Source organism: Mariniflexile sp., assembly GCF_041583155.1.
GTDB lineage: Bacteria > Bacteroidota > Bacteroidia > Flavobacteriales > Flavobacteriaceae > Mariniflexile.
Genome location: NZ_JBFHGK010000034.1, coordinates 18,982 through 44,779, shown reverse-complemented (window position 1 = coordinate 44,779; position 25,798 = coordinate 18,982). Strand labels below are relative to the sequence as shown.

Here is a 25,798-nt window from a genome sequence, read left to right as displayed (position 1 = left end):
GTCAAAGGTTTCTTTAGCCATGTCTGAAAATCCTCAATTTAGTTTAATATTAATTACTTGTTTTTTACTGTCTTTATAAGCTGTGCTCAGAGCCAACGACGGGATTTGAACCCGTGACCTCTTCCTTACCAAGGAAGCGCTCTACCCCTGAGCTACGTCGGCCTGGAGCATGCCAGGTTCACATCGCTTTCAGTACTCAATATTCACGATCCGTCTGACCGTGTAACTGAGCGGGCGACGAGGCTCGAACCCGCGACCTACAGCTTGGAAGGCTGTCGCTCTACCAACTGAGCTACACCCGCATCTAATGATCCATCACGTGGGGGGAGCAGGATTCGAACCTGCGAAGGTAAAACCAGCAGATTTACAGTCTGCCCTCGTTGGCCGCTTGAGTATCTCCCCAATTAACTTATATTTCACTCTTTTTAAAGAACTTGAAATGAAACATTAAAATTTCATTTCTTTAATTTTATTGAGCCGATGGAGGGACTCGAACCCACGACCTGCTGATTACAAATCAGCTGCTCTAGCCAGCTGAGCTACATCGGCGTTTTTTACTCTTTTTATGCATAAAAAAAGCCCGCTATTTCTAACGGACTGCAAATGTATAGAATTATTCTTTTAATCAAAACATTTTTTAATAAATTTTATTATAAATGTGCTCTTAATTTTTCTTTTCTCTTTTTTAATTGTCTTTCTAACGACGCTGCTGCCATATCTGCTCCTTCTTCAAAGCTTTTACATTGCTTTTTTACCACAAAACTATCTCCAGGCACACTTACCCTAGCTTCAAATATTTTATTTTCTTTATCACTTGTGTTTTCAACTTTCAAAAAAACATCCGACTGAATAACTTTGTCATAAAACATATCCAATTTATCCATTCGTTTTTGAATGAATTCTATTAACTTTTTGTCGGCATTAAAATTAACTGATTGCGTGATTACTTTCATACTTTGAAATTTTTGGTTAAACAATAACTGTTAATACTATTTTTTACTTCTTGGATGCGCCTTTACGTGCACCTTTTTCAACTCTACGATACTATTATGAGTATAAACCTGGGTTGCCGCTAAACTTGAATGACCTAGAAGCTCTTTAACAGCATTTAAATCGGCACCCTGATTAAGCAAATGAGTCGCAAAAGAATGCCTTAATATATGCGGGCTCTTTTTTACCTTGGTAGATGCATTACTAAAATACTCATTTATTATTCTATAAACAAGTGTTTCATATAATTTAACTCCTTTTTGGGTTAAAAACAAATAGTCAACGTCAGTAATCCTTTCTAAAGCATTTCGTTGTTTAATATATAGGTGTAATGTTTCTATCACAGTCCCCAGCAATGGAATAATACGTTCCTTATTTCGCTTACCTAATACTTTTAAAGTTTTATTTTCTAAATTAAAATTTAAAAGTTTCAGTTCTATTAATTCAATTCTTCTAATGCCTGTAGAATAAAAAAGCTCAATTATCAATTTGTTACGTATACCTTCAAAATCGTTTTCAAAATTGAAATCGTTTAAAACATGAGACACTTCAGCTTCTGAAAAAGGTATTTGTATTTTTTTACTTGTTTTCAGAGCTTTGTGTTTAACTAACGGATTTGCTTCAATAGATTTTGTTTTGAGAAGGAATTTATAATAGGAGTTTAAGGATGAAATTTTCCTGTTAATACTTCTATTAGAAATTCCACTTTCAACTAAATTAACAATCCATGTTCGAATTTGGGCATAGTTAACTTGGTTGATGTTTTCAACCTCATATTCAAGATTTATAAACTTTAAGAAACTTTCCAAATCTTTCTGATAGGCATTAACAGTTAATGCGGAATAATTTTTTTCCAACAATAGATAATCTGTAAATGATTTGAATGGCATAATAAGGGGATTAAAAGCTAAAGTTAAAAGTTAAAAAATGAAACTGCAACTTTAACTCATAAATTATGGCGCAAAAAAAATCCCGCTGGTTGCGGGATTTTAATTTTATATAAGTGACAGATTAGATATCTTCTGCGTCTCTTAAACCTTGAATGTATTGTGCTTTTTGTATTTGCGCTCTACGCTCTACTGAAGGCTTTGTGAATTGTTTACGAGTCTGTAATTGACGCTTAACGCCAGTCTTATCAAACTTTCTTTTAAAACGCTTTAGCGCTCTATCTATATTTTCTCCTTCTTTAATTGGTATTATTAACATAGTGTCTTAACCTCCTCTCTTTTAGATTTTGTGGCTGCAAAAATAAAAATAATTTTCAATTTGCAATTATCAATTAGCTTTTTTTTTAAGTTGACGGTTTGTATTCTTTTTTATCGATGATAATCTTCGCCAAAATCTCTCTTAAAATCTCTGAAGTCCCACCTCCAATAGGCCCTAACCTACTGTCGCGCAGCAATCGTGCCATAGGATATTCCTCCATATAACCATAGCCACCCAGAAATTGCAAACATTGGTAAATAACCTCATCGGCCATTTTTGTAGACTTTAACTTAGACATGGTAGCGTGTTTTACAGCATATTCACCTTTATTTAATCTATAAGCTACCGAATAATTAAACTCCTTACAAATTTCCATCTCGGTATACAGATCGGAAATAGTGTGCCTTAAAGCTTGAAATTTGTTAATTGATTTCCCGAATGCTTTACGTTCCGACATGTATTGCAAAGCATATTCCAAGGCATATTCTGCTCGGGCGTGTGCATTAATGCCCATAATTAAACGCTCGGAAGCAAAGTGCTGCATGATATAGGGAAAGCCCTTGTTTTCTTCACCTAATAGGTTACTAAGTGGAATTTTAACCTCATCAAATGCAATTTCTCCAGTATCGGATGCGCGCCAGCCTAACTTGTCTAATTTTGTAGCGGATATTCCTGGGGTTTCTCTATCTACAAGTAATATACTAATGCCTTTGTTACCCAACTCTGGTGCCGTTTTAGCTGCAACTAACAAATAATCGCTGTAAACACCATTGGTAATAAATGTTTTTGAACCATTAATAATATAGTGATCGCCCTTCTTAACTGCCGTTGTGCGCATGCCCGCCACATCACTACCTCCAAAAGGTTCCGTAATACATAAACATCCAATTTTATCACCCGTAATACTGGCGGTTAAATATTTTTGCTTAATTGATTCACTTCCTTCAGCATTTAAATGCGTCATTGCCAAATAAACATGTGCCCATATTGCGGCCGCAAAACCACCTGAATTTATTTTTTGTAGTTCTTCTAAAAGGATAACGGTATAAAACAAATCTAAATTTAATCCGCCATAAGCTTCCGGATAATTGATTCCAAAGAATCCCATTTCTCCAAACTTTTTCCAAATAAATCTATCTATAACACCTGTTTGTTCCCAAGCATCAATATGAGGAACAACTTCCTTTTTTAAAAAATCTTGTAGACTCTTTCTAAAAAGCTGATGTTCTTCAGTGAAGTACATACTATTCATTAATGTTTCTTTTTCAATAGAGGGACAAATATAATTTAATTATATCGATTTTATTTACCGGAAAGTCTTTTACTTTTTTTAAATCGTCTAAAGATTTAAAGCCATCTCTAAGTTGACGTTGTTCTACAATATTAAAAGCTAGTTTATAATCAATATGTTGCACGGTCACCAACTCATCGATTGTGGCGTTATTCAATATTATTTTTTTAAATGTTCGAGGCGTCTTTACTGCAAAATCTTCACTGATACGCTGCATAACTTCTGGAGTAATCCCATATACATCTTGCAATTGAACCATATCAATAAAGCCTCCAACAAATTTATTTCTATACTTTATGATTCTTTCAGAAAGCACCTCCCCAATACCATTAACGCTTTGTAGTTGTTGAGCTGTTGCGTTATTTAAATCTATTTTTTGTTCGAATGTTTTTGGCTTTTTATCGGAATAAAAATTTGTGGCAGGCTTTTGTTTTGCTTCCGTAACCCAATCCGGAAATTTAAACAAAGGGGCTAAGGCTGCCAAAAGGGAATCGGATATTTTAGTAACTTCCTGAAATTGTTTGGATGAATTTATCCATTTATTTTGCTTTCTAAACGCTAGTAATCTGTCAATTTCTTCATTAGTCATACCTAATGAAGCACCTTTAACATCGGTAATATAATTGGGATTGAATGGATATACTTTTGGTTTGCGTTCTTCTAATTGAATTAATCTGAGCGAATCCACTTCTTTTTGAAATTTTGCAAGTTCGACTTGGTTTACGTTAATTTCACTTGAAGACAGTTCAACATAAAAATACAATCCCTGAAAAATAATGATGAGTAGTATTAATAAAAAAATCCCATTCCGTTGGTTTTTAGAAAACTTGAAATGGGATTTCATATATATTTTGAGTTAGTTATTACATATGTTTAGTAAGATCTTCTGCTCCGTCCTCTAATGCTTCATGTTTAATGTTTATAGCCTTTAAATAACGTTTTAATTCTTTACTAATAACTGGAGATAAAATTACAACGCCAATAATGTTAGGAACTACCATTGCAAAAATCATAGCATCGGAGAAATCGATAACCGCACCAAGGCTGATAGACGATCCCACAATTACAAAAAATAAAAATAATATTTTATAAATTAAATCGCTAATTTTTCCTTTACCAAATAAAAACACCCAACCTTGCATACCGTAATAAGACCAAGAAATCATCGTTGAAAACGCAAATAGGATTACTGCGATTGTTAAAACAACCGAGAAATGAGGAATTACGGTATCAAAAGCAATAGCGGTTAATTCTACTCCTTCTTTAATTGGCACGCCGTATTCCATAAAATGACCATCAAAATTTGTAATTACAAGTACTAATGCTGTCATGGTACAAATTACAACCGTATCAACAAATGGTTCTAAAAGCGCTACGATACCTTCACTCGCAGGATATTTTGTTCTTACCGCTGAATGTGCAATAGCAGCACTACCTACACCAGCTTCATTAGAGAAAGCCCCTCTTCTAATACCCTGAATCATTACGCCAACCAATCCACCTGCAATTCCTAAACCAGAAAATGCACCGTAAAAAATAAGACTAAAAGCGTCATCAATTAAATTCCAATTAGCTACAAGAATAATTAAAGCAGCCAACACATAAATACCCGCCATAAAAGGCACAACTTTTTCCGTTACCGCTGCAATTCGTTTAATCCCACCAATTATAACAATAGCAACTATAATTGCCATCCCAATACCAAAATACATACCTGCATTGGAACTTTGAAAATCGAATAATTTCACAAACTGTGCTGCTGCTTGGTTTGCTTGGAACATATTACCACCTCCAAAAGAACCACCTATTACGAAAATGGCAAACAGCACTGCTAGTATTTTTCCGAAACCGCCCATGTTTTTTTCTTTGAAACCTTTGGTTAAGTAATACATCGGACCACCGTAAACCGTTCCATCTTTACCAACATCTCTATACTTAACACCCAAAGTACATTCGGCAAACTTGGAGGCCATACCTAACAGACCCGCAAGAATCATCCAGAAGGTCGCACCAGGTCCACCAATAGACAAGGCAACCGCTACACCTGCAATATTACCCAAACCTACAGTTGCCGACAAAGCAGCCGTTAAGGCTTGAAAATGAGATACTTCACCGTGCGCACCATCATCTCTTAATGTTTCAATGATATTATGTTCTTCATTCGGTGTCATATCACCATATAACGTATCAGCTCCATGTTTTTCTATATCTTCATATTTCCCTTGAACCACACGTAAAGCAGTTCTAAAACCAGTGAAGTTTATAAATTTAAAATAAAAGGTGAAAAATACCGCCCCTCCAATTAAGACAATAAGCACCCATGGAATTTTATAAGTTTCAGAAAATGGAATTTCATAAAATATGCCTTCCACAAACCATCCCGTATAGTCTTTAAAAACCCTATCGATTTTTTCAGAGGTTGATTCTTGAGCAAAAGTTAAAAATGGTGCTATTAATGTAAAAATTGAAAGAAGATATTTCTTCATAGGAGAATAGATTTGATTAGTTTTATTGAAGGATTCTTACTAAAAGTCGGCAAGATGCTAAAAAAAAATGGTTTTTTAAAACATACGTTGTAAAAAACAAAAAAAAAACTATTTTATATTATATTGAGAATTTAGAGATTCAATTTGCTCTGGTCTTCCTAAGACTATAATTTTAGAATTAGGCACTAGCAATAACTCCGCTTCTGGGTTCACGGTGTAATCCCCTTTTTCATCTTTGTAACCAATTATAGTACAACCTGTTTTTTTACGAAGGTCTAAATCTTTTATGGTTTTTAATTCACCACTACTAAATAGCTTTTCAACAGCCACTTCTTCAACATTTATATCTGATTTACCCACAATTGAAAGGTTATCTAAAAATTCCATAAGGCCTGGAACAACAACTAAAGACGCCATATGGTCTCCGCCAATTTTATCGGGTAAAATAACGTTATTGGCTCCTGCAAATTTCAATTTATCGTATGAAGATTCGTGGGAAGCACGGCTTATAATATTTATATTTTTATTTATTTGTCTTGTAGACAGTACAACAAACAAATTATCCGCATCATCTGGTAAGGCAGAAATAAAACTACTTGCTCGATTGATACCCGCTTGCAACAACACCTCATCTTCATTTGCATTTCCAATGACATAAGGCACCTCATCTAATTGCAAGCGTTCTTCCATCTCTCTGTTTTTATCGATTACTACAAATTCTTTATTATGAGCTAACAACTTTTTTGCTGCCTGTTTCCCATTTCTACCATAGCCACAAATAACCACATGGTTTTTAAAACTATCAATTTGTTTTTGCATTCTTCTATATTTTAATTCTTCAATGTTATTTTTGCTTAAAATATACTCTGTAATAATGGAAAGGGCATAACCCATAATTAAAACACTTCCCAATATTAAAATTATAGTAAATATTTTAGATCCCTGATCTAGAGGTACTACCTCACCAAAACCAACAGTGGTCATGGTTATAACGGTCATATAAATAGCATCCACCCAAGAATAGCCAGAAATTAACCTGTAGCCTACCACTCCAACTAATAATATAAAAACCATTAAAAAAACGGCCGTGTATATTTTGGTTCTAAAGAATCTTATTAGTGGGTTCATATATTATAAATCGAAAACAGAAGATCGTTTGGTGTAAACTAAATCTTTAATGCGCATCCAAAATGCTAAAAACAAGTATAGGGCAAAACCAAAACCAAGAGTTACAAAGGTTAGATACATGAACGTAGTTCTTACTACTTTTGCTCTAATACCCAAACGCTCGGCTATACGCTGGCATACGTAATAACCATGTTTTTGAAAAAATAATAGTGGTTTATAAATTCCGTTCATGCTGCAATTTAGTATTAAGTTTATTTGTTTAAAAGTTTATTTGTTCAAAAATTACATTAAATCGCTCGTTACTTAATTAGTTGTGCGCCAATTGCACACTGTAAGCACTTATTTTTATTACAATACTCATTTTTTAATTGAATTAATGCCTGAGAATGCAGTGAAGAGTCGGAAACTTTTTTTAGCCTTTTAAAGGCATCCACGATACTGTTTTTTTCTGAAGTAATTTTAGTGGCAATATTTAGAACAACACTATCAATTTCATATCCATTTTGCATCGCATAACTAAATTTTATTGGCAAAACCGTGTTAATTAATAATAAATCTATAAACGATTTGGTAAGCTTTTTGGAAGAGACTTTGGATGTTTTCCCAAAAGAAAAATGACTGTCCCAATAGATTGAAGCTGACACATTAAACAATGTATAAAATGTTTCTAAATCATTTGTTTCTATAAGCTTAGAGAATAAACTTTGATGGGTATTATATAAACGCCCTAATTGCGCCAGTCGGATGGTTGGGAAATTAGGTGGCCGTAACCTAAAAAACTGTGGCGAAATGACGTTTTTATTTTCTAAATTAAATTTTTGTTTTAAAAAACAATATTCTTTGTTTAACGCCAAATAATAGGTATCTTCTAAATCCTGTTGTAAAAACCCTGCCTGTCCAAAAAGCAAGGCTTCTAATGCTTGATTATTGGATTGTACTTTCCTTACTATTGAAAAATCTAAAGATTTAGCAATGCTAAAAAACGATTCTCCATTTACTTTTAATCCGAAATTTTTAGCAAGCATCATAAACAAAACGGCTTCCCAATCGTTTTTTGTGAATTCTAAGAGTTTTTGGATTTCAAAGGATTTTCGTTCTAATCGTTCAAAATAAAGACGTTCCAGCCAATTATTCATTAGAAAATCATCAACCTGGGCGAAATCAGTTTCGCAATTAATCCACTTTCCGTTTCTAGAAAACAGTTTTTCATAATTGTTTAATACCGTTTTGCAAACAAAATCTTTTAATGGCAAGGTTGAAATTGGGGTATTATCTTTTCTGAATACGTCTGTATCATGTTCCCAAACTACATGCAAAATCACACTATCATAAGCTTCATCCAATTCATGATTGTGCAAAAACCAGTCTGAAGATTTTACATGAATCTCTACATTACCCGCCCACAGTTGATTCCCAATTGTAAGTTGTGCATTAAAAAAATCGGGACCCGAATTAAAATTATGCTGACCAACATTTGAAACTAAAATAGCTTCACCTTGAGTTGTTCTTAAATTAGTAAGATCAAACTTTTTATGTTTCCATATGTAGTGTAGAAAATCTTCTTGCATACACCTAAAGTAAAAAATAAATTGAAACGAAATATACCTTAAAAAACTTTAAAGTTTTTAAATTTGATTAAACTGTAAAAAACAACTGCAAACTTTAGCATTTAATTTATTGAAGTTATTTTTTTAGCGATAGAGCTAAAATTGTATTTTGTTTGCACAGTGAAAATTTGCGATATTGCATTTAATGAATAATAAAAACAACAACATGATAATTGACGTTCACACACATATAAATAACTACCACGAAGACAGAGTCGTATCTTTAGATGATTGCCTAAACAAACTTACTGATACCATGTTGGAAAATAAGGTAGATTATTCTTTAGTGCTTACATCATATAAAGTAAATGAACACCGTCCGAGTACCAAAAAAGTAGTAGAAGCCATTAGCGGACGAAACAATTTAGGTGTGGTTGCTGGTATTAGTTACTTGAATTATAATCATCGTGATTTAAGGGAGATTAGTGAGTATCTGGAATCGGGATTAATAAAAGGATTAAAGTTTTACCCTGGTTATGAGCCATTTTATCCAAATGATATCCGCCTAAAGGTGGTTTACGAAATGGCCATTGAATACGATGTTCCTGTTATGTTTCATTCCGGAGATACCTATGCCCCTACAGGAAAGGTCAAGTTTTCTCATCCTATTCATATTGATGACCTGGCCGTAGATTACCCTGAATTAAAAATCGTGATTTGCCACGTTGGAAATCCTTGGATTAAAGATTGTATGGAAGTGGTTTATAAAAATGAGAACGTGCATGCCGATATTTCTGGATTGGTATTGGGTGATTTCACCGATAAGTTTGAACGTTATATGAAAACAGAAATTGAAGAAATGATTACCTATGTTGGCAACCCAAAGTATTTGCTGTATGGAACCGATTGGCCAATTAGTAACATGAAATCGTATTTGAAGTTTATGAGTCAAATAGACTTACCTCAAGAAAAAAAGGAATTAATTCTTTGGAAAAATGCCGCTGAATTATTTAAAATTGATGTTTCAAAACTTTAATAACGATTAATAAAAACCAAAAGGATTTTTAAAAGTTAAAAGCACAGCACAAAAAACATACACTCGACACTTAATAAGCAAATCAAAAAAAGGAGGGCATTACATGATTAAGTTTATAATTTAGGGGTTTGCTTATGCTTTTTTAATTTCATGTAACGGGATTGAATACCAATTAATGGGCCAGCAAGAATGGAAGACAGAAGAGCAGCAAATACGATTGCCACAAATATGGCCTGCCCTATCAACTGGAGTTCCAGAGCCAAAGTTGCAACTACAATTTCCATTGCGCCTCCTGGAATAAAAATCAGTCCCATTAAAACGGATGTTTTCTGAGATTTTTTACCCAAAACTGCCCCAAGCCAAGCCCCTATAAATTTACCAAAAATCGCAATAAGCGTAAATATGAGTGTCGGCCATAATTCCAGCCCTACTAAAAAATCAATTTTAAGACCGAGGGTAGCAAAAAAAAGAGGTACAAAGATGGCATGAAGGGTATCAGAAACACTATTGCGTAAATCCTTAGAAACACCTTTAGCACTTGCCACAATTATACCCGCTAGAAAGAAGCCAAGAATGGCATGAATTCCTAACCATTGTGTGATGGCTCCACAAAGCAATCCTACACTTACAATTAACGACATTGTCGCTGCCGGCTGCTTTAATGCCGTCGATTTAACGCGTTGTAATGCCACACCGAATACTTTAGCACCAAAAGTTACACTTAAAAAAACAAAACCAACTACACCTAAAGCAGCTCCAACCATTTCCACAACACTTGTGGTTTCTGAAGTAGCTAGTGAAATTACAAGTGTAAATAAAAGCCATCCAAACAAATCGTTAATAGCACAGGCTGAAAGTGCTAAAGAGGCCTGAGGTGTTTTAGCTATACCAAGATCACCAAGCGCACGAGCCACAACCGAAATCGCTGTAATTGAACTTGCAACCGCTAAAAATAAAGCGAAAGAGACTGACGTAGCTTTATCTCCCCAATAGGAAGCATCAAATAAATGGAATATAGGATAACCAATTGCTATAGGTACTAACACTCCAATAATTCCAATAAATAAGGCTGCACGACCACTGCGAATGGCATGGCCTATATTAACATGAAAACCCGAAGTAAGTAACAGAAAAAAAACACCTAACCAGGAAACTGTTTCCAACATGGTGGACTGAATTGTATCTACAGGAAATAACCAGACTTGGAAGTCTGGAACTATGCGACCAAGTAAGGTAGGACCTAAAATTACTCCAGCGACTATTTCACCTGCTATGGCAGGAATTTTAACCGATTCACAAATGGCACTTAAAGTTTTCGCTACACCAAGAAGCACAAGTACCTGTAAAAGAAAAATTAATATGTGACTCTCGTTTAAATAATGCATTTTATGATATAATTCCTTTTACCTAACAGCTTATATTCAAAACACTTTGCTAGGTACATCCCCCTAATTTAAGCAATTAAAAACCGAAAAGAAAATTTACCAGCATATATAGTTAGACAAACCAACTTTATTCCTTTTATGCAATATTGGCAAATGGCGTTTTATCGGCTGGTAAATTCAATTCTTTTAATGTTCTATTTAAGGCTTCGAGTGATTTTTCCTCAATCAACATGGTATTAATTTTCAATTTTTTGGACTCGGTAATTAATGTATAATCTCCGGCGTACTTTTTAATCCACTTTATGTCCTTCAAATGAATCTTCTTTCCAAATCCAAAAGGTCCATTTTTTTTAATTATTCCATTTTCAATAGTTAAATACTGATTCTTTAAATCAAATAAATATTGTCCTAGATAAAAAAGGCCTAATATTAAATATCCAAATTTTGACCATTTCAAATCATCTTCATCAACTATCATAAAAAGCCCCAATCCAATAAAGATTAGTCCGCCAACTAAAAAAGCATATAGTCTATTTTTCTTAAATCTAATTTTCATAATAAATCTGGTGTTGGTTCATTTGGCAATTACAAACTTTAAGTATGACACATGTATAGTTAAACAACAACAAAACACTTACTTTTTAATTTAAAGTAGCATTATAGTTACTCTCCGTTTCAGTCATTATTCTATTTACTACTTCTAAATCTGAAGTAGAAACCTGTAGTTCAACCTCAAAAGTTGGAATATAATTCATCAATTGCGTGGTAAACTCATTTTTTAAGTAGCATTTTATGCCTTCAGATTCTAAGCGGCTTTTAAGGACTAATAAATCTATTTCGGTACGGGATTTTTTGATGGTAACTAAATTCATGGCTTATTGTTTTTATTGAGATAAAATATGGTGATATTTTAGTTGTTTGAAGTTTAAAATTTAGCTCGAACTTGTTGAATGCTTTTATTTCAAATTTCGCTCTTTTAAAAGAGTTTCCAATGCTTTATTTTTAGCATTGTTCTTAAGAGCTATGGGCATATACACAAGCGGCAATAAGCTAAGCCAACCCAGACCATTTTTTGCGGCACTGTAAATTGCAATTCCAACTAACAGTCCAATAATAATGGCATCATAAAGCTTAGTGGATTTGTGTTTTCTTGCTTCTTTTAGTAATGCTTCGTCTGATAAATCAGCAAATTTAGGTTGCTCCATTTTAATCTTTTCAAAGTTATATTTTGTTTGATAATTTCAGTTTTGCCACAATTTCACCAATGCTTTATAAACGTTATAATTTCATCTTAGCATTACAGCCCCTAATGTAAGAAAAAATCACCTGACATAACAGTTAATCTGAAAACTGTGTAGGGCCTGTTGCCTAAACTGATGACTGCGTTAGCGATAGAAACGGTAGCTTTTGGCGAGTACGCGCAGCGAGCCAAAACTACTAGTGTATAGCGCGACCCCACGGGTAACGCCCTAAACATTTATTCGAACCTAATGGCTTTTACTGGCGAAATTTTTGTGATAATATACGAGGGTACTAAAAGCATAAGCAAACACAATATGAGCGTACCAACATTTAGTGCGATGATGTAGGTGAAACTGATATATACCGGAGCTTCGGTTACGTAATACACACTGGGATCGAGCGGGAACAATTTGAAATATTTTTGCGCCATTAAGATGCCCAAACCTATTAAATTCCCCCAAAAAAGACCTAATAAAATAAGGTAACCTGCATTGTACAAAAAGAGTTTTCGAATACTCCAGTTATTACTACCTAAGGCTTTTAAAATCCCAATCATTTGAGTACGTTCTAAAATTAGCACCAGAAGCGCAGTAATCATATTAATTCCTGCAACCAGAATCATGATACCAATAATTCCATAAATATTTTTATCAAAAATGCTTATCCACTCAAAGATAGAGGCATACTTTTCGGTTATAGTTTGGGTGTTTAATGTGGAAGGGGTGTTATGGTATATTTCGATACCTTTTTGCGGCAATTGGTCGTAATCACTTAAAAACACTTCAAAATTTCCAATTTGATCGTCTTCCCATTTATTAATACGTTGAATATGCCTAATATCGCCTAAAACATATTGCGCATCTAAATCTTGAAATCCAGAATTATAAATACCCACAATACTGTAAGTTATGATGTTAGGCAACTTTTCGGTATCTTCTTTAGGGAATACCATTTGAAATGTTTCACCCACTTTAAACTTAAGTCGGTTTGCTAAATATTGTGAAATTAAGACATCCTCATTTCTCTCTTTCGTATAATCAGGTAATCTGCCGGCTACTAAAAACTCCTTAAAATATTCCCAACTATAATCACCTCCAACACCTTTTAGGTAAGCACCTTCAAAATCGGTTTTAGTACGAATAACCCCAAATTTAGAGGCAACTGCTTGTACGTGTTTAACACCTTCCACAGCCGAAAATTTTGGGTAAAACTTTTGTTTTTTTGATATAGGTGTTATGCTTTCCTGCGATGCATTACTATCAAAATTCAAAATGGTAACATGTCCATTAAAGGCCACTACTTTGTCACGGATTTTCTGTTGCAAGCCAATGCCGGTAGCTATAGCCACCATCATCACCACTATACCAATAGCAATGGCTGCAATGCCAATTTTTATTATTGGTGCCGATATACTACTTTTATACGCTTTATTGCCTATAATACGTTTAGCTAAAAAAAACTCGTAATTCAAAATATACTATGCGGTTTAATGTTGTCAAAAATACAGTTTTATTATTTGTTTTAGGAATGATTTCTTGTGGAAACTTTTTTAAAGAAAAGACGGAAGATGAAAGCATGATTTCCAATATAGAAATTGAAGAATCAACGCTAAAGAACCAAGCGCCTCAAATAATTGTTGGCGCAAATCAAACGGAAGCCTATTTACCCTTGTTGAGAGGAAAACGCATTGGAATAGTTGCTAACCAAACCAGTGTTATTTTTAAGAACCTAGCACCAAGCACCAAGAGCGAGAACCTTAAATACACGCATTTAGTGGACTCCTTAATTGCATTAAAATTAAGCGTTAAAACCGTTTTTGCTCCAGAGCATGGTTTTAGAGGCACCGCAGACGCAGGTGAACATATTAAAGACGGTATTGACACTAAAACAGGTGTGCCCATTGTATCGCTTTATGGCGACAATAAAAAACCAAAACCAGAACAGCTTAAAAATATTGATATCATGATTTTTGATATTCAGGATGTAGGTGCCCGTTTTTACACCTACATTTCGTCGTTGCATTATGTTATGGAAGCTTGTGCCGAAGCAAAAATCCCTGTACTAATTTTTGATAGACCCAACCCAAACGGACATTATATTGATGGACCAGTATTGGAAATGGAACATAAAAGTTTTGTTGGAATGCACCCCATTCCGGTAGTTCATGGCATGACTATTGGTGAGTATGCTAAAATGATAAACGGTGAAAACTGGTTAAAAAACAGTATTCAGTGTGAATTAAAAATCATTGCTATTAAAAATTATTCGCATCAAATGTCCTACAGTTTACCCATTAAACCAAGTCCGAATTTACCTAATGATAAATCCATAAATTTATATGCTAGTTTATGTTTTTTTGAGGGCACAAATGTAAGTGTGGGTCGTGGTACCAATACGCAATTTCAAGTTTTTGGAAGTCCGTTTTTAGATAAAAACACATTTAATTACACATTTACACCAAAACCAAATGAAGGTGCTAAACAACCCTTATATCAAGACAAAATTTGTTATGGCATGAATTTGGAAGATGCTAAAAATTTAAAAAGTATAAATTTGAACTGGTTAATTTCAGCTTATAAAAACACTAAAAATAAAACAGATTTTTTCAATGCTTTTTTTACAAAATTGGCAGGCACTAAAAAATTACAACAACAAATTGAAACTGGTGTAACAGAGACTTTGATAAAAGCCTCATGGCAACAAGATTTAGAAACGTTTAAAAGAAACAGACAAACCTATCTAATTTACAAATAATACGATAAAGCACTCAGATTCCAAAATCGATACATAAAAGACTTTAATCGGAAAATTAAGGGTCTAAATAAAAATCATCACAATACCAACATGAAACAAATTATTGCTTCTATAATGCTTCTTTTAAGTGCTATAGGATTTACACAAACGGCCGAAAACCCTAACCAAGTAAAAATAAAGACTGCCAAAAAACTAGCAAAAAAATTTTTACGAAAAAACAGAATAATGGGCATGTCTATCTCTGTTTCTAAGCACGGAGAACTTATATGGTCCAAGGGATTTGGTTATTCCAATAAAAAACCAAAAACACGAGTAATTCCAGACACTACGGTTTTTAGGGTAGCTAGTATTTCCAAGTCTATTACCGCAGTGGCTTTAGCTAAATTAGTGGACGACAATGTTATTGAATTAGATTCTAGCATTTACAAATACGTTCCTAATTACCCCAAACAAGATTACGATATTACCGTGCGTCAACTTGGTGGTAATTTAGCGGGCATAAGACACTACAAAGATAATGTGGAGTATGCGTTAAATAAAAAAATGAGTATTACCGAAGGTTTGGATTTGTTTAAAAATGACTCGCTTTTATTTGAGCCTGGAACTCATTATAGCTATAGCTCTTTTGGGTTTGTGTTATTAAGTGAAGTGATGCAGAATGCATGCAACACTCCCTTCAACGACTATGTATGCAAGACCATTTTTGAACCTTTAAATATGACCTGTTCTTTAATGGATGTTTCGGATGCTGTGGTACCCAACTTAACACAATTTTACAAAAGTTCGGTGTTAAGACATCCCGTTATCGCTAAACCTGTTGCAAATGAATATAAAGTTGCTGGTGGCGGCTTTTTATCAACTTCAGAAGACATTGTTCGGTTTGGAAACGAGCTTATTTTTCCAAAAATCTTATCTAATGAAGCCATCGCTGAAATTACAACATCACAACGCCTAACTACAGGTGAAAAAACAGGTTATGGTATTGGATTTTCAACAGAAATTTCAAAAAATGGCACTCCTAAATATTATCATACAGGTGGTGGTGTTGGTGCCTCAACCATATTAATGATTTTTCCCAAAGAAGAAATTGTAATAACGGTTTTAACAAATTTAACAGGCGTATCTATGACAGATTTTGGAAAAGAACTGGAACATATTTTTGTCGATTAGGGTTTTTAACTTGCAAATATCTTAAAGGTGCCAAGTGAAAAAAATTGCAAACTGAAAAGTGAAACTCAATTTTACAACTTAATTCGTTTCTTCATTTCTTCAACAATATTGAAAGCCGCGGGGCACATGGCCACATTTTTCAAGGTTAAATTTGATATTTGTTGAAACTTTTTTCTGTCTGTATGAGGAAATTCACGGCAGGCTTTGGGTCGTACTTCATAAATAGAACAATAATTATCGGCCCCTAAAAACGTGCAAGGCACGGTTTGCAGCACATAATCATTATCTTCATCAATACGCAAATACTGACCAATAAACTGCTTGGATTTCATCTTAAAATGTTTTGCTATACGCTCAATATCCTTATCCGTAAACAAAGGCCCCGTGGTTTTACAGCAATTAGCACATTCCAAACAGTCCGTTTTTTTAAACTCGTTATCATGCAATTCTTGCATCACGTAGTCTAAATTTTTTGGCGGTTTACTTTTTAGCTTCGCGAAGAATTTTTTACTCTCGTTATCCTTATCTTTGGCGAGCTTTGGAAGGTTTTTCAGAAATTGTTCCAAAATATATTATTTCAGGTTTTAGGTATCTTGTTCAAAAATTATGGTCAAAAGTACAATTTTTTTAAACGATAAACTTTTTAATCCGGAAACGACTTAAAACCCTAAACATATTAAACATTAAACTTTTTTGTATTGAAAGATTTATTCGGAAAGGCGTTATTGGACTACCAAAACGGGAACTATACTGAAGATATTATAACATCAACCAACATATCGGAAGCGGATGATTTGCCTCTACCCTATTTGTTCCGTAACTTTAAAGACATGCCAAAACTAGAAAAAAGAGCATTAAAATTAGCAAATGGACGCGTTCTGGATGTTGGTTGTGGGGCTGGAAGCCATAGTCTATATTTACAAGAAAAAGGGCTTACTGTAAAGGCAATAGACATCTCTAAGGGCGCCATTGAAGTTGCCAAACTTCGTGGTGTTAAACAGGCTGAAGTTAAACCGCTTTTAGAGGAAACAGAAACCTTTGATACCATTTTACTATTAATGAATGGTACTGGTATTTTTCAAGAACTATCACAGGTTGCAACATACTTAAAACATTTAAAAAGTCTGTTGAATAAAAACGGACAAATTTTAATAGATTCTTCAGATATCAAATATATGTACGAAGATGAAGATGGTGGTTATTGGATGGATTTGAATGCAACTTACCACGGGGAACTCGATTATTTTTTGAGCTACAAAGGTGAAGATGAAAACCCAATGAAATGGCTGTATTTGGATTTTGAAAAACTTAAGTTAGCCTGTGAAACGGTGGGTTTAAAATGCGAATTAGTTGCTGAAGGGGAGCATTTTGATTATTTAGCCAGATTAATTTCTATATAGACAAGAACCTCTTTTCAAATTTATTATTCATTTGATGAGATTCCTGTCTTTACAGAAAATCAGAAATCAAATTTATAAGTAGCACCCGCTAAAAACTGAGCCGATTGTACTGGGAAATTTTGCCATTTTTGGTAGCCTTCATTTGCAATATTATTGGCTTTTGCAAATATGGACAATTGCTCTGTTACATGATAGCCTACATGTGCATTAGCATCAAAATAACTATCTAAAGTTACTGTAGTTGGGGTTGTCGCACTTAAAAAGAATTGATCTTTACGCTCACCCACAAACATTAAATTAGCTCCAGCAAACCACTTTTCGTTTATTTGATAATCTAAAAACAAGGACGCTTTAAAATCTGGTAAATTCCACGCTTCAGATTCATTTTCAACAGCATATTTAAAGGTTTCCGCTTTTAAATTTAATTTAAAATTTCGGTTCACATCTACATTTACTTCACCTGCCAGACCCAAGGTCTTCACATCGTCGTAAACAATACCGAAGGAGTTTCCATAAGAGAAGTCCTGGGAAGTTTGCGTAATTTCATTGTTTCTAAACAAGGCTTTACTTCTATCGGACAAATAACGGCCACTAATGTTGTAACTAACATTTGTTGTAATTTTTCCCTTTAAGCCCACGTAGGCATTATAAAGTTGATTTGTTGGAGTAATAAACAAAGTTGGCGATACAAACGGATTTTCGTTTGCAAAACCATGGTAAGAGTTCTGAATTAAATCCCCTTGAAGGCCACCATATGCAATTAATACATCGTTTGCCAATCTGTAGGTTGCTGTTACATTTGGGTATAAATAAATTTTACTATCATTGGCTTCATTATCTTTCATATAAAACAAAGACACGCCTAGATTTAAAGTTAAATCATCTTCAATTAACTGATACGTTGGTGAAATACCTAATTGAAAATTTCCGTAATTTAATTCCCCAATAGCATTATAATCCGTGTCAAAACCACCACTTAAGTAGTCGAAAATAACATCCGTAGAAATCTCATAATCGTTGATTGGCACATCTACCTTTCCTGTAAACTTAAATCTATTTTCTGCAGATCCTTGATTATCACCAAAGCGTCTGAACAACAAACTTGCTGAATTTATATAGGTGTCTTCAAAAGTTATATCACCCCCCAAATGAGCATCAAAAAATGAATGATCTACTTGAATATTGTTTGATTGTGAAACAGCAATTTGCGATTCTGGAACCCCGTACCAATTATAACGCTGGTAACCGACACCGCCCTCTACATTCCACGACACATCTCGCAACCGTGATGCGTAATTAACATTAGCTTTTGAATCTAGAAAATCATCATCATAGGTCAATCCTTCAATGCCACCTCCAGAGGAATGATGACTCACGTAACCACCAACACTCTCAGTACGGCTTATAGCGTGATTTAAGTAAACTTCACCTAAAATAGTGGTATACGTTCCAACACCTAATGTGGCGTAATTGTCAAATAACTTTATAGGTTTCGCTTTATCAACGGTAGCCGCTTTTCCCTTTGCAGGTGTAAATGTGGAAGCTACTGGAAAAGAAAAGATATTGTATTTAATTTCCTTTTTGGCTTGTGTAATTTCATCATTTAATGACGGTACTTCTTTCACTTTAAAGGCATCCGATATGGTTGGTGTATATGGTTTTACGACGTCTATGACACCTGTAGTAATAGTGTCTCCAGATTTTTTTTGAGAAAACCCATTAAATACACTCAATGAAAAAATGAATACTATGATGTTTTGTATGTGCTTGCGCATATGCTTTTATTTACGATTTTAAACAATTGATAATTTCTAATTGACTATTGTCAATTTGAATCTAATTTCCACCAGCTCGAATGGACGAATTGGTTTTAGCTTCTTCTGTTTTAATTTTACTTAACTCTGCCTTGGCTTCTGTAACAACATCATTAAATTCTGTAAAGTTTTGAATTACACTTTCCAAAATATAGGTAGCTTGAAACGCATCTTTTAAAGCATAAAAATTCTTTGCCATAAGCACCAAACCTTTTGCGCTATAATATTTGTATCCTGAAAAATCTTTAGCTAATTTCTGAACCGTAGTGTTGGATGCCTCAAATTTTCCTTCCTTATTTTTAAAATAAGCATTATAGTACAATGCCTCGGCTGCAGTTTCACCACTTGCAACTGGCTCTACTTTAGCATAAGCTTCTTTCGCTTTGGTTTCATTACCTGTTTTTATAGCAGAACGCGCAATAATAACATTGGCATCTGCTTTTATTTTAGTATCAATAGTGGCACTAGCTAATACTTTTTCAGCATAGGCTACCGCTTTACTATAATTTTCTAATTGATAGTTTGCTTTCATTAAATTAGATTGTGCAAACACAACGTTTTGAGGAAAATTAGCTTCATCTTCCAAACGCTCTAATACAGGAATGGCTTTATTCCAGCTTTTACTTTCTAAATAAAATTGTGACAAACGTGATAAAGCCTCTTCAGTAAACTCACTTCTTGAAGTATCTACTACATACTTATAATGTGGAGCAGCATTTTCCATCAGTCCTTTTTTATAATACATTTGAGCTAGATAGAAATGCGATTGTAAGGTATGTAATCCACTAGGAAATTGATTTAAGTACCCATTAAACTGTGTAATGGCTTTATCCGTATTATTATCCAAATATTGTTTTTCAGCAGCTTGGTAAGTAGCGTTGTCTAAATCGGCATCCGTTACCTCAACATATTTTAAGGTTTTTACCCAAGACGCATATTCATTAACGCGGCCTAAATCAATATAAATTAAACGTGCCGTAGCAACCGCCTGAACCGCTTCGGGTGTTTCAGGATATGCACTCGCTACTTGCTTAAATTTTGTTAAGGCCTGCTCGTTTTTACTCGCATTATAATAGATAAGACCTTGTCGTAAATGTGCTTTAGGCACAAACGAACTCATTTTATATTCAGAATTTAAACGATTGTACATTTGAATGGCCTTCTCTGTATCCCCATTTTTTACATAGGTATTACCCAATTCGTACATGGCATCATCACGAAGTTTTGATTTTTGATATTGCCCTATAAACTGTTCTAATTCTTTTATTTTTTTTGAGTCTTGACCAATATAACCTGCGCTTATGGCCTTTTGGAAAAAGGCATAATCCGCATCACTTACATTTAATTTGATAGCACTTTCATAGGCATTGATTGCATTTTTATAATCGCTAGATACAAAATAGGCATCACCCAAACGCAAATAGGCGTCATGCAATCTTACATTGTCCGTTTTTTTGTTAGACGCTATAAATTGATTGAAATACTGTGCCGTTTGAGCGTAGTTCTTCAATTTAAAATACGTATAAGCTAAATTATAATCAATGTTTTTGTTTTCTGGAGTTGATGCTGCTGCCGATTGTTGCTGAAATTGTTTAAATCCAATTAAGGCTTCTTGATAATTACTTAAATTATAGTCGGTTTCTGCTTTCCAAAAGGTAGCTCTTGCTGTAAAACCAGCATCCCGAGGCTCTTTTAAGGAAGCCTCAAAAAGTGATTTTGCTTCAATAAAATTATTTTCATTATAAACTTCTAAACCTCTATAAAAAGCAACTTTTTGGTAAGCCGATTTGCTCTCAAAACTCTTTTTACCTTCTAACAGTTTAAGTGCTTCCTTATAATTTTTTGATGTAATATATGAATCGATTAATAGGGTTTCCAACTCCTCTTTCTGGGTCGTTTTCGGATACTTTTCCAAATAAGCAGCTAAAACCTGCGGAGCAGATTGGTAAGGGTTACCAATATCATAGCTAATTTTAGCATAATTTAAATAAGCATCTTCCTGAATTTTTAGGTCGAAATCCATTTCTGAGGCATTTTTAAAAGCATTTAGAGCCTCTTGTTTTTTACCTAGTTTTATATAACTTTCCCCTAAATGATAATAGGCATTTTGAGCAATTGAATTAGTGCCTCCAATAATTTTATTAAACTCTGAAATGGCTTTTTCATACTGGCCTTGTTTGTAATGTGCGTAACCAAGTTGATAAAAATCGGTGTTATTCCACTTTCCTTTCACCCCCTTGTATGCTTGCAGATACGGAATGGCTTCGTTATACTTTTTTAAGTTAAAATAACTTTCTCCAATTATTTTTGATAGTTCGGAAACCTCATTGGCATCACTACTTTTCAATTTTGCTTTTGCTAATTCAATGGCTTTTTCAAAATTTCCTAATTTGAAATTCAAATCGGCTTGATAATATGATAATTTCTCTTTGTACTGTTCCTGATTACTAACCTGATCAAAATATTTATTAGCGTTTTCATAATCATCGCCTTCATAAGCCATGTAACCAATATAATATTTGGCTTGCGAACCATATTCTTTTGAATTTTCAACACGAGACAAGTACTGATTTGCCTCTTTGTATTGCTTGCTCGAAAATGCAGAATAGCCATTATTGAAATAAAATTTTTCTTTTTCACTTCTTCCTAATCCACTTTCATCAACTTTATCATACCATTTTCTAGCATGTGCATATTGTCCGTTGGCAAAGTAATAATCTGCCACATCCACAAATGCTGTATTTCGTTTGGTACTGGTTGGAAAATCATTCACGAAATTCTCAACCAATTGATCGGCATTTTGCTGGTTTAATCGCACTGCACAATTGGCTATGTAATAGGCACAATCGGATAATAGAACATTTTCTTTGGTATCTTTTTTTACACTTCTGAATAAAGATTGCGCTGCTAGATACTGCTGATTATTATAAAGCGACAGAGCTTTTTGATATTCAACCAAATTACTCGTATACGTTGCGGATTTCTGTGCCCATATTTGAAAACTAAAACTTATGGCAACCAAAAGGGAAACACTCTTTTTTATAGTCATTAACGGTTTGTTTTTAATTTTAAATCAAAGATAATTTAATCTATTTCCTATAACGCAACAATCGTGCTATAATTATAAACCGACTTATTAAAAATTTCAAATAAAGTGGTAGCAGCTATTTATGTTGTAACCTAAATTAAAGATGCCTGAAACCTTTAAAAACTCAAAAAACTTTTAACTTTTCAACATTTATATAATACTTTTACAGCACAATAATTTATATAACTTATGCCAACTCCTATTTTACAATTAAAAGACGTCTCTATTTATCAGGGTAATAATTTGGTACTTTCCAATGTTAATGTTGAAATTAATAAAGGTGATTTTGTTTATTTAATAGGTAAAACAGGTACCGGGAAAAGTAGTTTTATGAAAACGCTCTATGGCGATTTACCTTTAACCGAAGGAGAAGGGCATATTGTAGATTTCGATTTAAAAACCTTAAAGGAGAAGGACATCCCCTATTTAAGACGTAAGTTAGGCGTTGTATTTCAAGACTTCAAACTACTTCCAGACAGTACCATTAATGGCAATTTACTATTTGTTTTAAGAGCTACCGGCTGGAAAGATAAATTGGAAATGGACAAGCGTGTTGAAGAAGTTCTTAATAAAGTTGGCATGAAAACTATGGGCTACAAATACCCACATGAACTTTCTGGTGGCGAGCAGCAGCGAGTTGCCATTGCCAGAGCCCTACTTAATAACCCAGAACTGATATTGGCGGATGAGCCTACTGGAAACCTAGACCCACAAACTAGTATTGAAGTAATGGAGGTTTTGCAAGAAATAAACAAAAACGGCAATACTATTTTAATGGCCACTCACGATTATGCCCTGCTTTTAAAATACCCTAGCAAAACTTTAAAATGTGAAGACAGTCAGGTTTTTGAGGTCGTACAGAGAAAGGCTTAATTAATTTTCCAGCAGAGTTTGCCATTGCTTACCTATATCCTCCATGGTTAAATGAGCTATAGATTTTTTCGCATTGGCCTTACACTGATTATAACGTATTTCATTTTCAACAAAAGCATTCATACCTTCTGTTAACTTTCGTTTGTTTTGCGCAGGTATCAACAGGCCATTTTTTTCATGTTCAATAATTTCACTTGGTCCAGTCGGACAATCATATGAAATAACGGGCGTACCGCAAGCCAAAGCTTCTAAAACAACTAACGGAAACCCTTCAAACTTGCTAGACAACACAAAGAATTTGGCCTGATGCATGTATTTATAGGGGTTGTCTTGGAATCCTGCAAAATGGATTTTATCACCGTTTGGAAGTGTTTTTTGAAAATCTTCAAGTACAGATTGATACTGACCTTTCCCCAGTATCACCAAATGAATATGCTTTTCTGGAAGTACCGAATTGGAATAAGCTTCCATTAAATGATCGAATTGTTTAATATTATCATCCATTCGGCCTACCCCGATTATGTATTCAAAATCGAACAACTTTTCACTGTCAATCTTATCTTCAATAAATTTAAAATCTATCGGATTTAGTATCACTTGGGTGTTTTCCAGACCAATTTCCTCTGTTTTCTGTTTAATTCCTTTAGAAACACATACTATCTTTTCTGCTTTATTATAAATACTCCGAAATAAAAACCAAGGTTTAGGGATATACTTATCCATCAAAGGCAAGTGAAAGGTATAAATCATGATATCCAATCTAGGAACTACAAAGTAGGTAAACACCAATTCGGTAAGAAAGCGTCTTCGGGACCTAAAATCTATAATAGCATCAAAATTGTGGCGTTTAATATGCCTTCTAAGCTTTATAAATCCAAAAAACTGGTACACAAAGCTAAACCTGGTTGCTTTAGGCACCTGAAGGCAATAAAACTGCCCCCCTACTTTAAAGTCTTTTAAAGTATAGGCAGCAATGAAGTGTACTTCATAATTCAAGTTTTCTAGCATTAACGATAATAATGTCGATGCTTTTTCAGCACCTCCATTACCTGCCGAAGGTGAAATAATAGCTATTTTTTTTTGTTTCATTAATCCGAAACCACAATAAAATGTGATATAAAAAAGTTTAAATTGGCTTGGGCAAGATAAAAATAATTACAAGCTTAGTTAACAATTTGTTTCTAAAATTTGCTTCCAATTTTCAGCAATTAAGGTCATGTCAAATTTTTCAACGCTGGTTAATGCGTTTTTTTTACAATGGTCATAAAGTTCTGAATTTGATACCAGCCTATTAATGGCCTTTATCAATTTATCAAAGTCTTGATTTTCAACCAACAACCCATTGCATTCGTTCTGAATCATTTCCCTAGGCCCGGTTTCACAATCAAATGAAACTACGGGTGTGCCACAAGCTAGCGTTTCCAAGATAACATAAGGAAAACCCTCCATTTTACTACATAAAACTAAAAACTTAGCTCTAGCCATGTATTTATATGGGTTTTCTTGAAAGGATAAAAAATGAATATCTTCAGATAGTCCTCTAGATTTCACTTCGTGTTTCATCGTTTCTTTAAGAGAACCATCACCCATTATAAATAATTTGATTTGCTTTTCTTTTAAACTCGTTTTAGGGTAACAATCTATTAATTTTTTAATTTGTTTAATATCATCATCCATTCTTCCTACTATTAAAATAAAATCTTCAAGTTCACTAATGGTCTCTTGTTTTAGTTTTTGAATGCTTTCAATATCAATAGCATTATAAATTAAAGCTGTATTTTTTAAAATATACGAATGCTTTACAAGCTCTCTTATCGCATTAGAAACCGTGACTATTTTTAAGGCTTCTGCATAGTTTTTTTTAACTAAAAAAAATGGTTTTGGTATGTACAAATACAGCTGTGGTAAATGAATAGTGAAAACTACATTTTTAATTTTTTTATAAATAAATTTATAAATTAATAATTCTCTTAAAATGGAGTTTCGCGTTCTAAAATCTATAACATAATCAAAATGATTTTGTGTTACATAATTTCTAAAATTAATGAAGAAGGAAAATCTGGTTTTAAAATTCTTCTTAATTTTTTCTCTGTTTAGTACATAACACGTACCGTAATATTCATAACTAATTTTATTATCTAATATAACTAAAGTTACATCATAATTAAACGGCTTTAACATTAATGAAAGTATAGCTGCAGCACGTTCGGACCCGCCTTCGCTTAAACTTTTAGCAACTATTAATACATTTTTTTTATTCATTTTTGAACAGAAAACACTGGTTTTAATTTACTAAGTGTTTTAATTTGAATGGTAATCATCAAAAATACACGTTTATTTTAATAATACGGATTCTACTATGTCATTTCAAATATAAAAATTACATTT

At 33.8% G+C, this 25,798-nt stretch carries 24 protein-coding genes and 4 tRNA genes; 5 read left to right on the top strand and 23 right to left on the bottom strand.

The genetic code is table 11. From position 1 onward, the window contains the following. Positions 1-90: 90 nt before the first annotated feature. The 13 genes from ABYI63_RS12650 to ABYI63_RS12590 form a co-directional block, all read right to left on the bottom strand. Positions 91-162, bottom strand: a tRNA-Thr gene (locus tag ABYI63_RS12650). A gap of 67 nt (positions 163-229) precedes the next feature. Continuing rightward, positions 230-302, bottom strand: a tRNA-Gly gene (locus ABYI63_RS12645). An 18-nt stretch (positions 303-320) separates the two neighbouring features. Further along, positions 321-402, bottom strand: a tRNA-Tyr gene (locus ABYI63_RS12640). A 73-nt stretch (positions 403-475) separates the two neighbouring features. Beyond that, a tRNA-Thr gene (locus ABYI63_RS12635) sits at positions 476-549 on the bottom strand. Between the two features lie 101 nt (positions 550-650). Then, entirely contained in the window at positions 651-953 is a 303-nt protein-coding gene (gene hpf / locus ABYI63_RS12630; protein ID WP_372756715.1) for a ribosome hibernation-promoting factor, HPF/YfiA family, read from the bottom strand. 36 nt (positions 954-989) lie between these two features. Beyond that, on the bottom strand, positions 990-1,880 hold the full coding sequence (locus tag ABYI63_RS12625) for a tyrosine-type recombinase/integrase (protein WP_372756714.1): 891 nt from the start codon (positions 1,878-1,880) through the stop codon (positions 990-992). 121 nt (positions 1,881-2,001) lie between these two features. After that, on the bottom strand, positions 2,002-2,196 hold the full coding sequence (gene rpsU, locus ABYI63_RS12620) for a 30S ribosomal protein S21 (protein ID WP_372756713.1): 195 nt from the start codon (positions 2,194-2,196) through the stop codon (positions 2,002-2,004). Between the two features lie 85 nt (positions 2,197-2,281). Continuing rightward, positions 2,282-3,448, bottom strand: a complete 1,167-nt coding sequence (locus tag ABYI63_RS12615) for an acyl-CoA dehydrogenase family protein (protein ID WP_372756712.1) — start codon at positions 3,446-3,448, stop codon at positions 2,282-2,284. Between the two features lie 13 nt (positions 3,449-3,461). Beyond that, positions 3,462-4,331, bottom strand: a complete 870-nt coding sequence (locus tag ABYI63_RS12610; protein WP_372756711.1) for a ComEA family DNA-binding protein — start codon at positions 4,329-4,331, stop codon at positions 3,462-3,464. A 19-nt stretch (positions 4,332-4,350) separates the two neighbouring features. Then, positions 4,351-5,973: an alanine/glycine:cation symporter family protein gene (locus ABYI63_RS12605; protein WP_372756710.1), complete on the bottom strand. Its 1,623-nt coding sequence runs from the start codon at positions 5,971-5,973 to the stop codon at positions 4,351-4,353. 108 nt (positions 5,974-6,081) lie between these two features. Further along, positions 6,082-7,101 (bottom strand): TrkA family potassium uptake protein, encoded by a 1,020-nt coding sequence (locus ABYI63_RS12600; protein WP_372756709.1) that lies wholly within the window; start codon positions 7,099-7,101, stop codon positions 6,082-6,084. A gap of 3 nt (positions 7,102-7,104) precedes the next feature. Then, on the bottom strand, positions 7,105-7,332 hold the full coding sequence (locus ABYI63_RS12595) for a PspC domain-containing protein (RefSeq protein ID WP_132216658.1): 228 nt from the start codon (positions 7,330-7,332) through the stop codon (positions 7,105-7,107). Positions 7,333-7,400: 68 nt separating this feature from the next. Beyond that, a complete protein-coding gene (locus ABYI63_RS12590) occupies positions 7,401-8,669 on the bottom strand; it encodes a DUF2851 family protein (RefSeq protein WP_372756708.1) in 1,269 nt (422 codons plus the stop codon). A 205-nt stretch (positions 8,670-8,874) separates the two neighbouring features. Between ABYI63_RS12590 and ABYI63_RS12585 the strand changes: the two genes are divergently transcribed. Continuing rightward, the gene (locus ABYI63_RS12585) at positions 8,875-9,684 is read left to right on the top strand and encodes an amidohydrolase family protein (protein WP_372756707.1); all 810 of its coding nucleotides are present in this window, start codon (positions 8,875-8,877) and stop codon (positions 9,682-9,684) included. Between the two features lie 113 nt (positions 9,685-9,797). On the opposite strand, the gene ABYI63_RS12580 is transcribed toward ABYI63_RS12585, so the two are convergent. The 5 genes from ABYI63_RS12580 to ABYI63_RS12560 form a co-directional block, all read right to left on the bottom strand. Further along, complete coding sequence (locus tag ABYI63_RS12580; RefSeq protein WP_372756706.1) at positions 9,798-11,069, bottom strand: cation:proton antiporter; 1,272 nt, start codon at positions 11,067-11,069, stop codon at positions 9,798-9,800. 136 nt (positions 11,070-11,205) lie between these two features. Continuing rightward, positions 11,206-11,625 (bottom strand): hypothetical protein, encoded by a 420-nt coding sequence (locus ABYI63_RS12575; protein ID WP_372756705.1) that lies wholly within the window; start codon positions 11,623-11,625, stop codon positions 11,206-11,208. A gap of 85 nt (positions 11,626-11,710) precedes the next feature. Continuing rightward, a complete protein-coding gene (locus ABYI63_RS12570) occupies positions 11,711-11,941 on the bottom strand; it encodes a DUF2007 domain-containing protein (protein ID WP_372756704.1) in 231 nt (76 codons plus the stop codon). 84 nt (positions 11,942-12,025) lie between these two features. After that, the gene (locus tag ABYI63_RS12565) at positions 12,026-12,274 is read right to left on the bottom strand and encodes an FUSC family protein (RefSeq protein WP_372756703.1); all 249 of its coding nucleotides are present in this window, start codon (positions 12,272-12,274) and stop codon (positions 12,026-12,028) included. Positions 12,275-12,546: 272 nt separating this feature from the next. Then, positions 12,547-13,782, bottom strand: coding sequence for an ABC transporter permease (locus ABYI63_RS12560; protein WP_372756702.1), 1,236 nt, complete (start codon positions 13,780-13,782; stop codon positions 12,547-12,549). Positions 13,783-13,790: 8 nt separating this feature from the next. Here ABYI63_RS12560 and ABYI63_RS12555 point away from each other — a divergent pair, with 8 nt between their 5' ends. Then, positions 13,791-15,065, top strand: coding sequence for an exo-beta-N-acetylmuramidase NamZ domain-containing protein (locus ABYI63_RS12555; protein ID WP_372756701.1), 1,275 nt, complete (start codon positions 13,791-13,793; stop codon positions 15,063-15,065). A 90-nt stretch (positions 15,066-15,155) separates the two neighbouring features. Then, the gene (locus ABYI63_RS12550; RefSeq protein WP_372756700.1) at positions 15,156-16,235 is read left to right on the top strand and encodes a serine hydrolase domain-containing protein; all 1,080 of its coding nucleotides are present in this window, start codon (positions 15,156-15,158) and stop codon (positions 16,233-16,235) included. A 71-nt stretch (positions 16,236-16,306) separates the two neighbouring features. Here the strand turns inward: ABYI63_RS12550 and ABYI63_RS12545 are convergent, their stop codons facing one another. Beyond that, on the bottom strand, positions 16,307-16,801 hold the full coding sequence (locus ABYI63_RS12545; RefSeq protein ID WP_372756699.1) for a YkgJ family cysteine cluster protein: 495 nt from the start codon (positions 16,799-16,801) through the stop codon (positions 16,307-16,309). A gap of 132 nt (positions 16,802-16,933) precedes the next feature. On the opposite strand from ABYI63_RS12545, the gene ABYI63_RS12540 reads away from it, so the two are divergent. Then, complete coding sequence (locus ABYI63_RS12540; protein ID WP_372756698.1) at positions 16,934-17,635, top strand: class I SAM-dependent methyltransferase; 702 nt, start codon at positions 16,934-16,936, stop codon at positions 17,633-17,635. 59 nt (positions 17,636-17,694) lie between these two features. On the opposite strand, the gene ABYI63_RS12535 is transcribed toward ABYI63_RS12540, so the two are convergent. Beyond that, a complete protein-coding gene (locus tag ABYI63_RS12535) occupies positions 17,695-19,410 on the bottom strand; it encodes a TonB-dependent receptor (protein ID WP_372756697.1) in 1,716 nt (571 codons plus the stop codon). 61 nt (positions 19,411-19,471) lie between these two features. Beyond that, complete coding sequence (locus ABYI63_RS12530) at positions 19,472-22,498, bottom strand: tetratricopeptide repeat protein (RefSeq protein ID WP_372756696.1); 3,027 nt, start codon at positions 22,496-22,498, stop codon at positions 19,472-19,474. A 228-nt stretch (positions 22,499-22,726) separates the two neighbouring features. On the opposite strand from ABYI63_RS12530, the gene ABYI63_RS12525 reads away from it, so the two are divergent. Next, positions 22,727-23,410, top strand: a complete 684-nt coding sequence (locus tag ABYI63_RS12525; protein WP_372756695.1) for a cell division ATP-binding protein FtsE — start codon at positions 22,727-22,729, stop codon at positions 23,408-23,410. On the opposite strand, the gene ABYI63_RS12520 is transcribed toward ABYI63_RS12525, so the two are convergent. Both ABYI63_RS12520 and ABYI63_RS12515 read right to left on the bottom strand, forming a co-directional pair. After that, a complete protein-coding gene (locus ABYI63_RS12520) occupies positions 23,411-24,499 on the bottom strand; it encodes a glycosyltransferase (RefSeq protein WP_372756694.1) in 1,089 nt (362 codons plus the stop codon). 78 nt (positions 24,500-24,577) lie between these two features. Further along, positions 24,578-25,672, bottom strand: coding sequence for a glycosyltransferase (locus ABYI63_RS12515; RefSeq protein ID WP_372756693.1), 1,095 nt, complete (start codon positions 25,670-25,672; stop codon positions 24,578-24,580). Positions 25,673-25,798 lie beyond the last annotated feature (126 nt).

Excerpts from the sequence above, each read along its gene's own strand:
- ABYI63_RS12550 (WP_372756700.1), top strand. The coding sequence starts at position 15,156 with ATGAAACAAATTATTGCTTCTATAATGCTTCTTTTAAGTGCTATAGGA.
- ABYI63_RS12570 (WP_372756704.1), bottom strand. The coding sequence starts at position 11,941 with ATGAATTTAGTTACCATCAAAAAATCCCGTACCGAAATAGATTTATTA.
- ABYI63_RS12625 (WP_372756714.1), bottom strand. The coding sequence starts at position 1,880 with ATGCCATTCAAATCATTTACAGATTATCTATTGTTGGAAAAAAATTAT.
- ABYI63_RS12600 (WP_372756709.1), bottom strand. The coding sequence starts at position 7,101 with ATGAACCCACTAATAAGATTCTTTAGAACCAAAATATACACGGCCGTT.
- ABYI63_RS12515 (WP_372756693.1), bottom strand. The coding sequence starts at position 25,672 with ATGAATAAAAAAAATGTATTAATAGTTGCTAAAAGTTTAAGCGAAGGC.
- ABYI63_RS12525 (WP_372756695.1), top strand. The coding sequence starts at position 22,727 with ATGCCAACTCCTATTTTACAATTAAAAGACGTCTCTATTTATCAGGGT.
- ABYI63_RS12520 (WP_372756694.1), bottom strand. The coding sequence starts at position 24,499 with ATGAAACAAAAAAAAATAGCTATTATTTCACCTTCGGCAGGTAATGGA.
- ABYI63_RS12585 (WP_372756707.1), top strand. The coding sequence starts at position 8,875 with ATGATAATTGACGTTCACACACATATAAATAACTACCACGAAGACAGA.
- ABYI63_RS12615 (WP_372756712.1), bottom strand. The coding sequence starts at position 3,448 with ATGAATAGTATGTACTTCACTGAAGAACATCAGCTTTTTAGAAAGAGT.
- ABYI63_RS12590 (WP_372756708.1), bottom strand. The coding sequence starts at position 8,669 with ATGCAAGAAGATTTTCTACACTACATATGGAAACATAAAAAGTTTGAT.
- ABYI63_RS12605 (WP_372756710.1), bottom strand. The coding sequence starts at position 5,973 with ATGAAGAAATATCTTCTTTCAATTTTTACATTAATAGCACCATTTTTA.
- ABYI63_RS12610 (WP_372756711.1), bottom strand. The coding sequence starts at position 4,331 with ATGAAATCCCATTTCAAGTTTTCTAAAAACCAACGGAATGGGATTTTT.
- ABYI63_RS12595 (WP_132216658.1), bottom strand. The coding sequence starts at position 7,332 with ATGAACGGAATTTATAAACCACTATTATTTTTTCAAAAACATGGTTAT.
- hpf (WP_372756715.1), bottom strand. The coding sequence starts at position 953 with ATGAAAGTAATCACGCAATCAGTTAATTTTAATGCCGACAAAAAGTTA.
- rpsU (WP_372756713.1), bottom strand. The coding sequence starts at position 2,196 with ATGTTAATAATACCAATTAAAGAAGGAGAAAATATAGATAGAGCGCTA.
- ABYI63_RS12530 (WP_372756696.1), bottom strand. The coding sequence starts at position 22,498 with ATGACTATAAAAAAGAGTGTTTCCCTTTTGGTTGCCATAAGTTTTAGT.
- ABYI63_RS12535 (WP_372756697.1), bottom strand. The coding sequence starts at position 19,410 with ATGCGCAAGCACATACAAAACATCATAGTATTCATTTTTTCATTGAGT.
- ABYI63_RS12555 (WP_372756701.1), top strand. The coding sequence starts at position 13,791 with ATGCGGTTTAATGTTGTCAAAAATACAGTTTTATTATTTGTTTTAGGA.
- ABYI63_RS12580 (WP_372756706.1), bottom strand. The coding sequence starts at position 11,069 with ATGCATTATTTAAACGAGAGTCACATATTAATTTTTCTTTTACAGGTA.
- ABYI63_RS12575 (WP_372756705.1), bottom strand. The coding sequence starts at position 11,625 with ATGAAAATTAGATTTAAGAAAAATAGACTATATGCTTTTTTAGTTGGC.
- ABYI63_RS12565 (WP_372756703.1), bottom strand. The coding sequence starts at position 12,274 with ATGGAGCAACCTAAATTTGCTGATTTATCAGACGAAGCATTACTAAAA.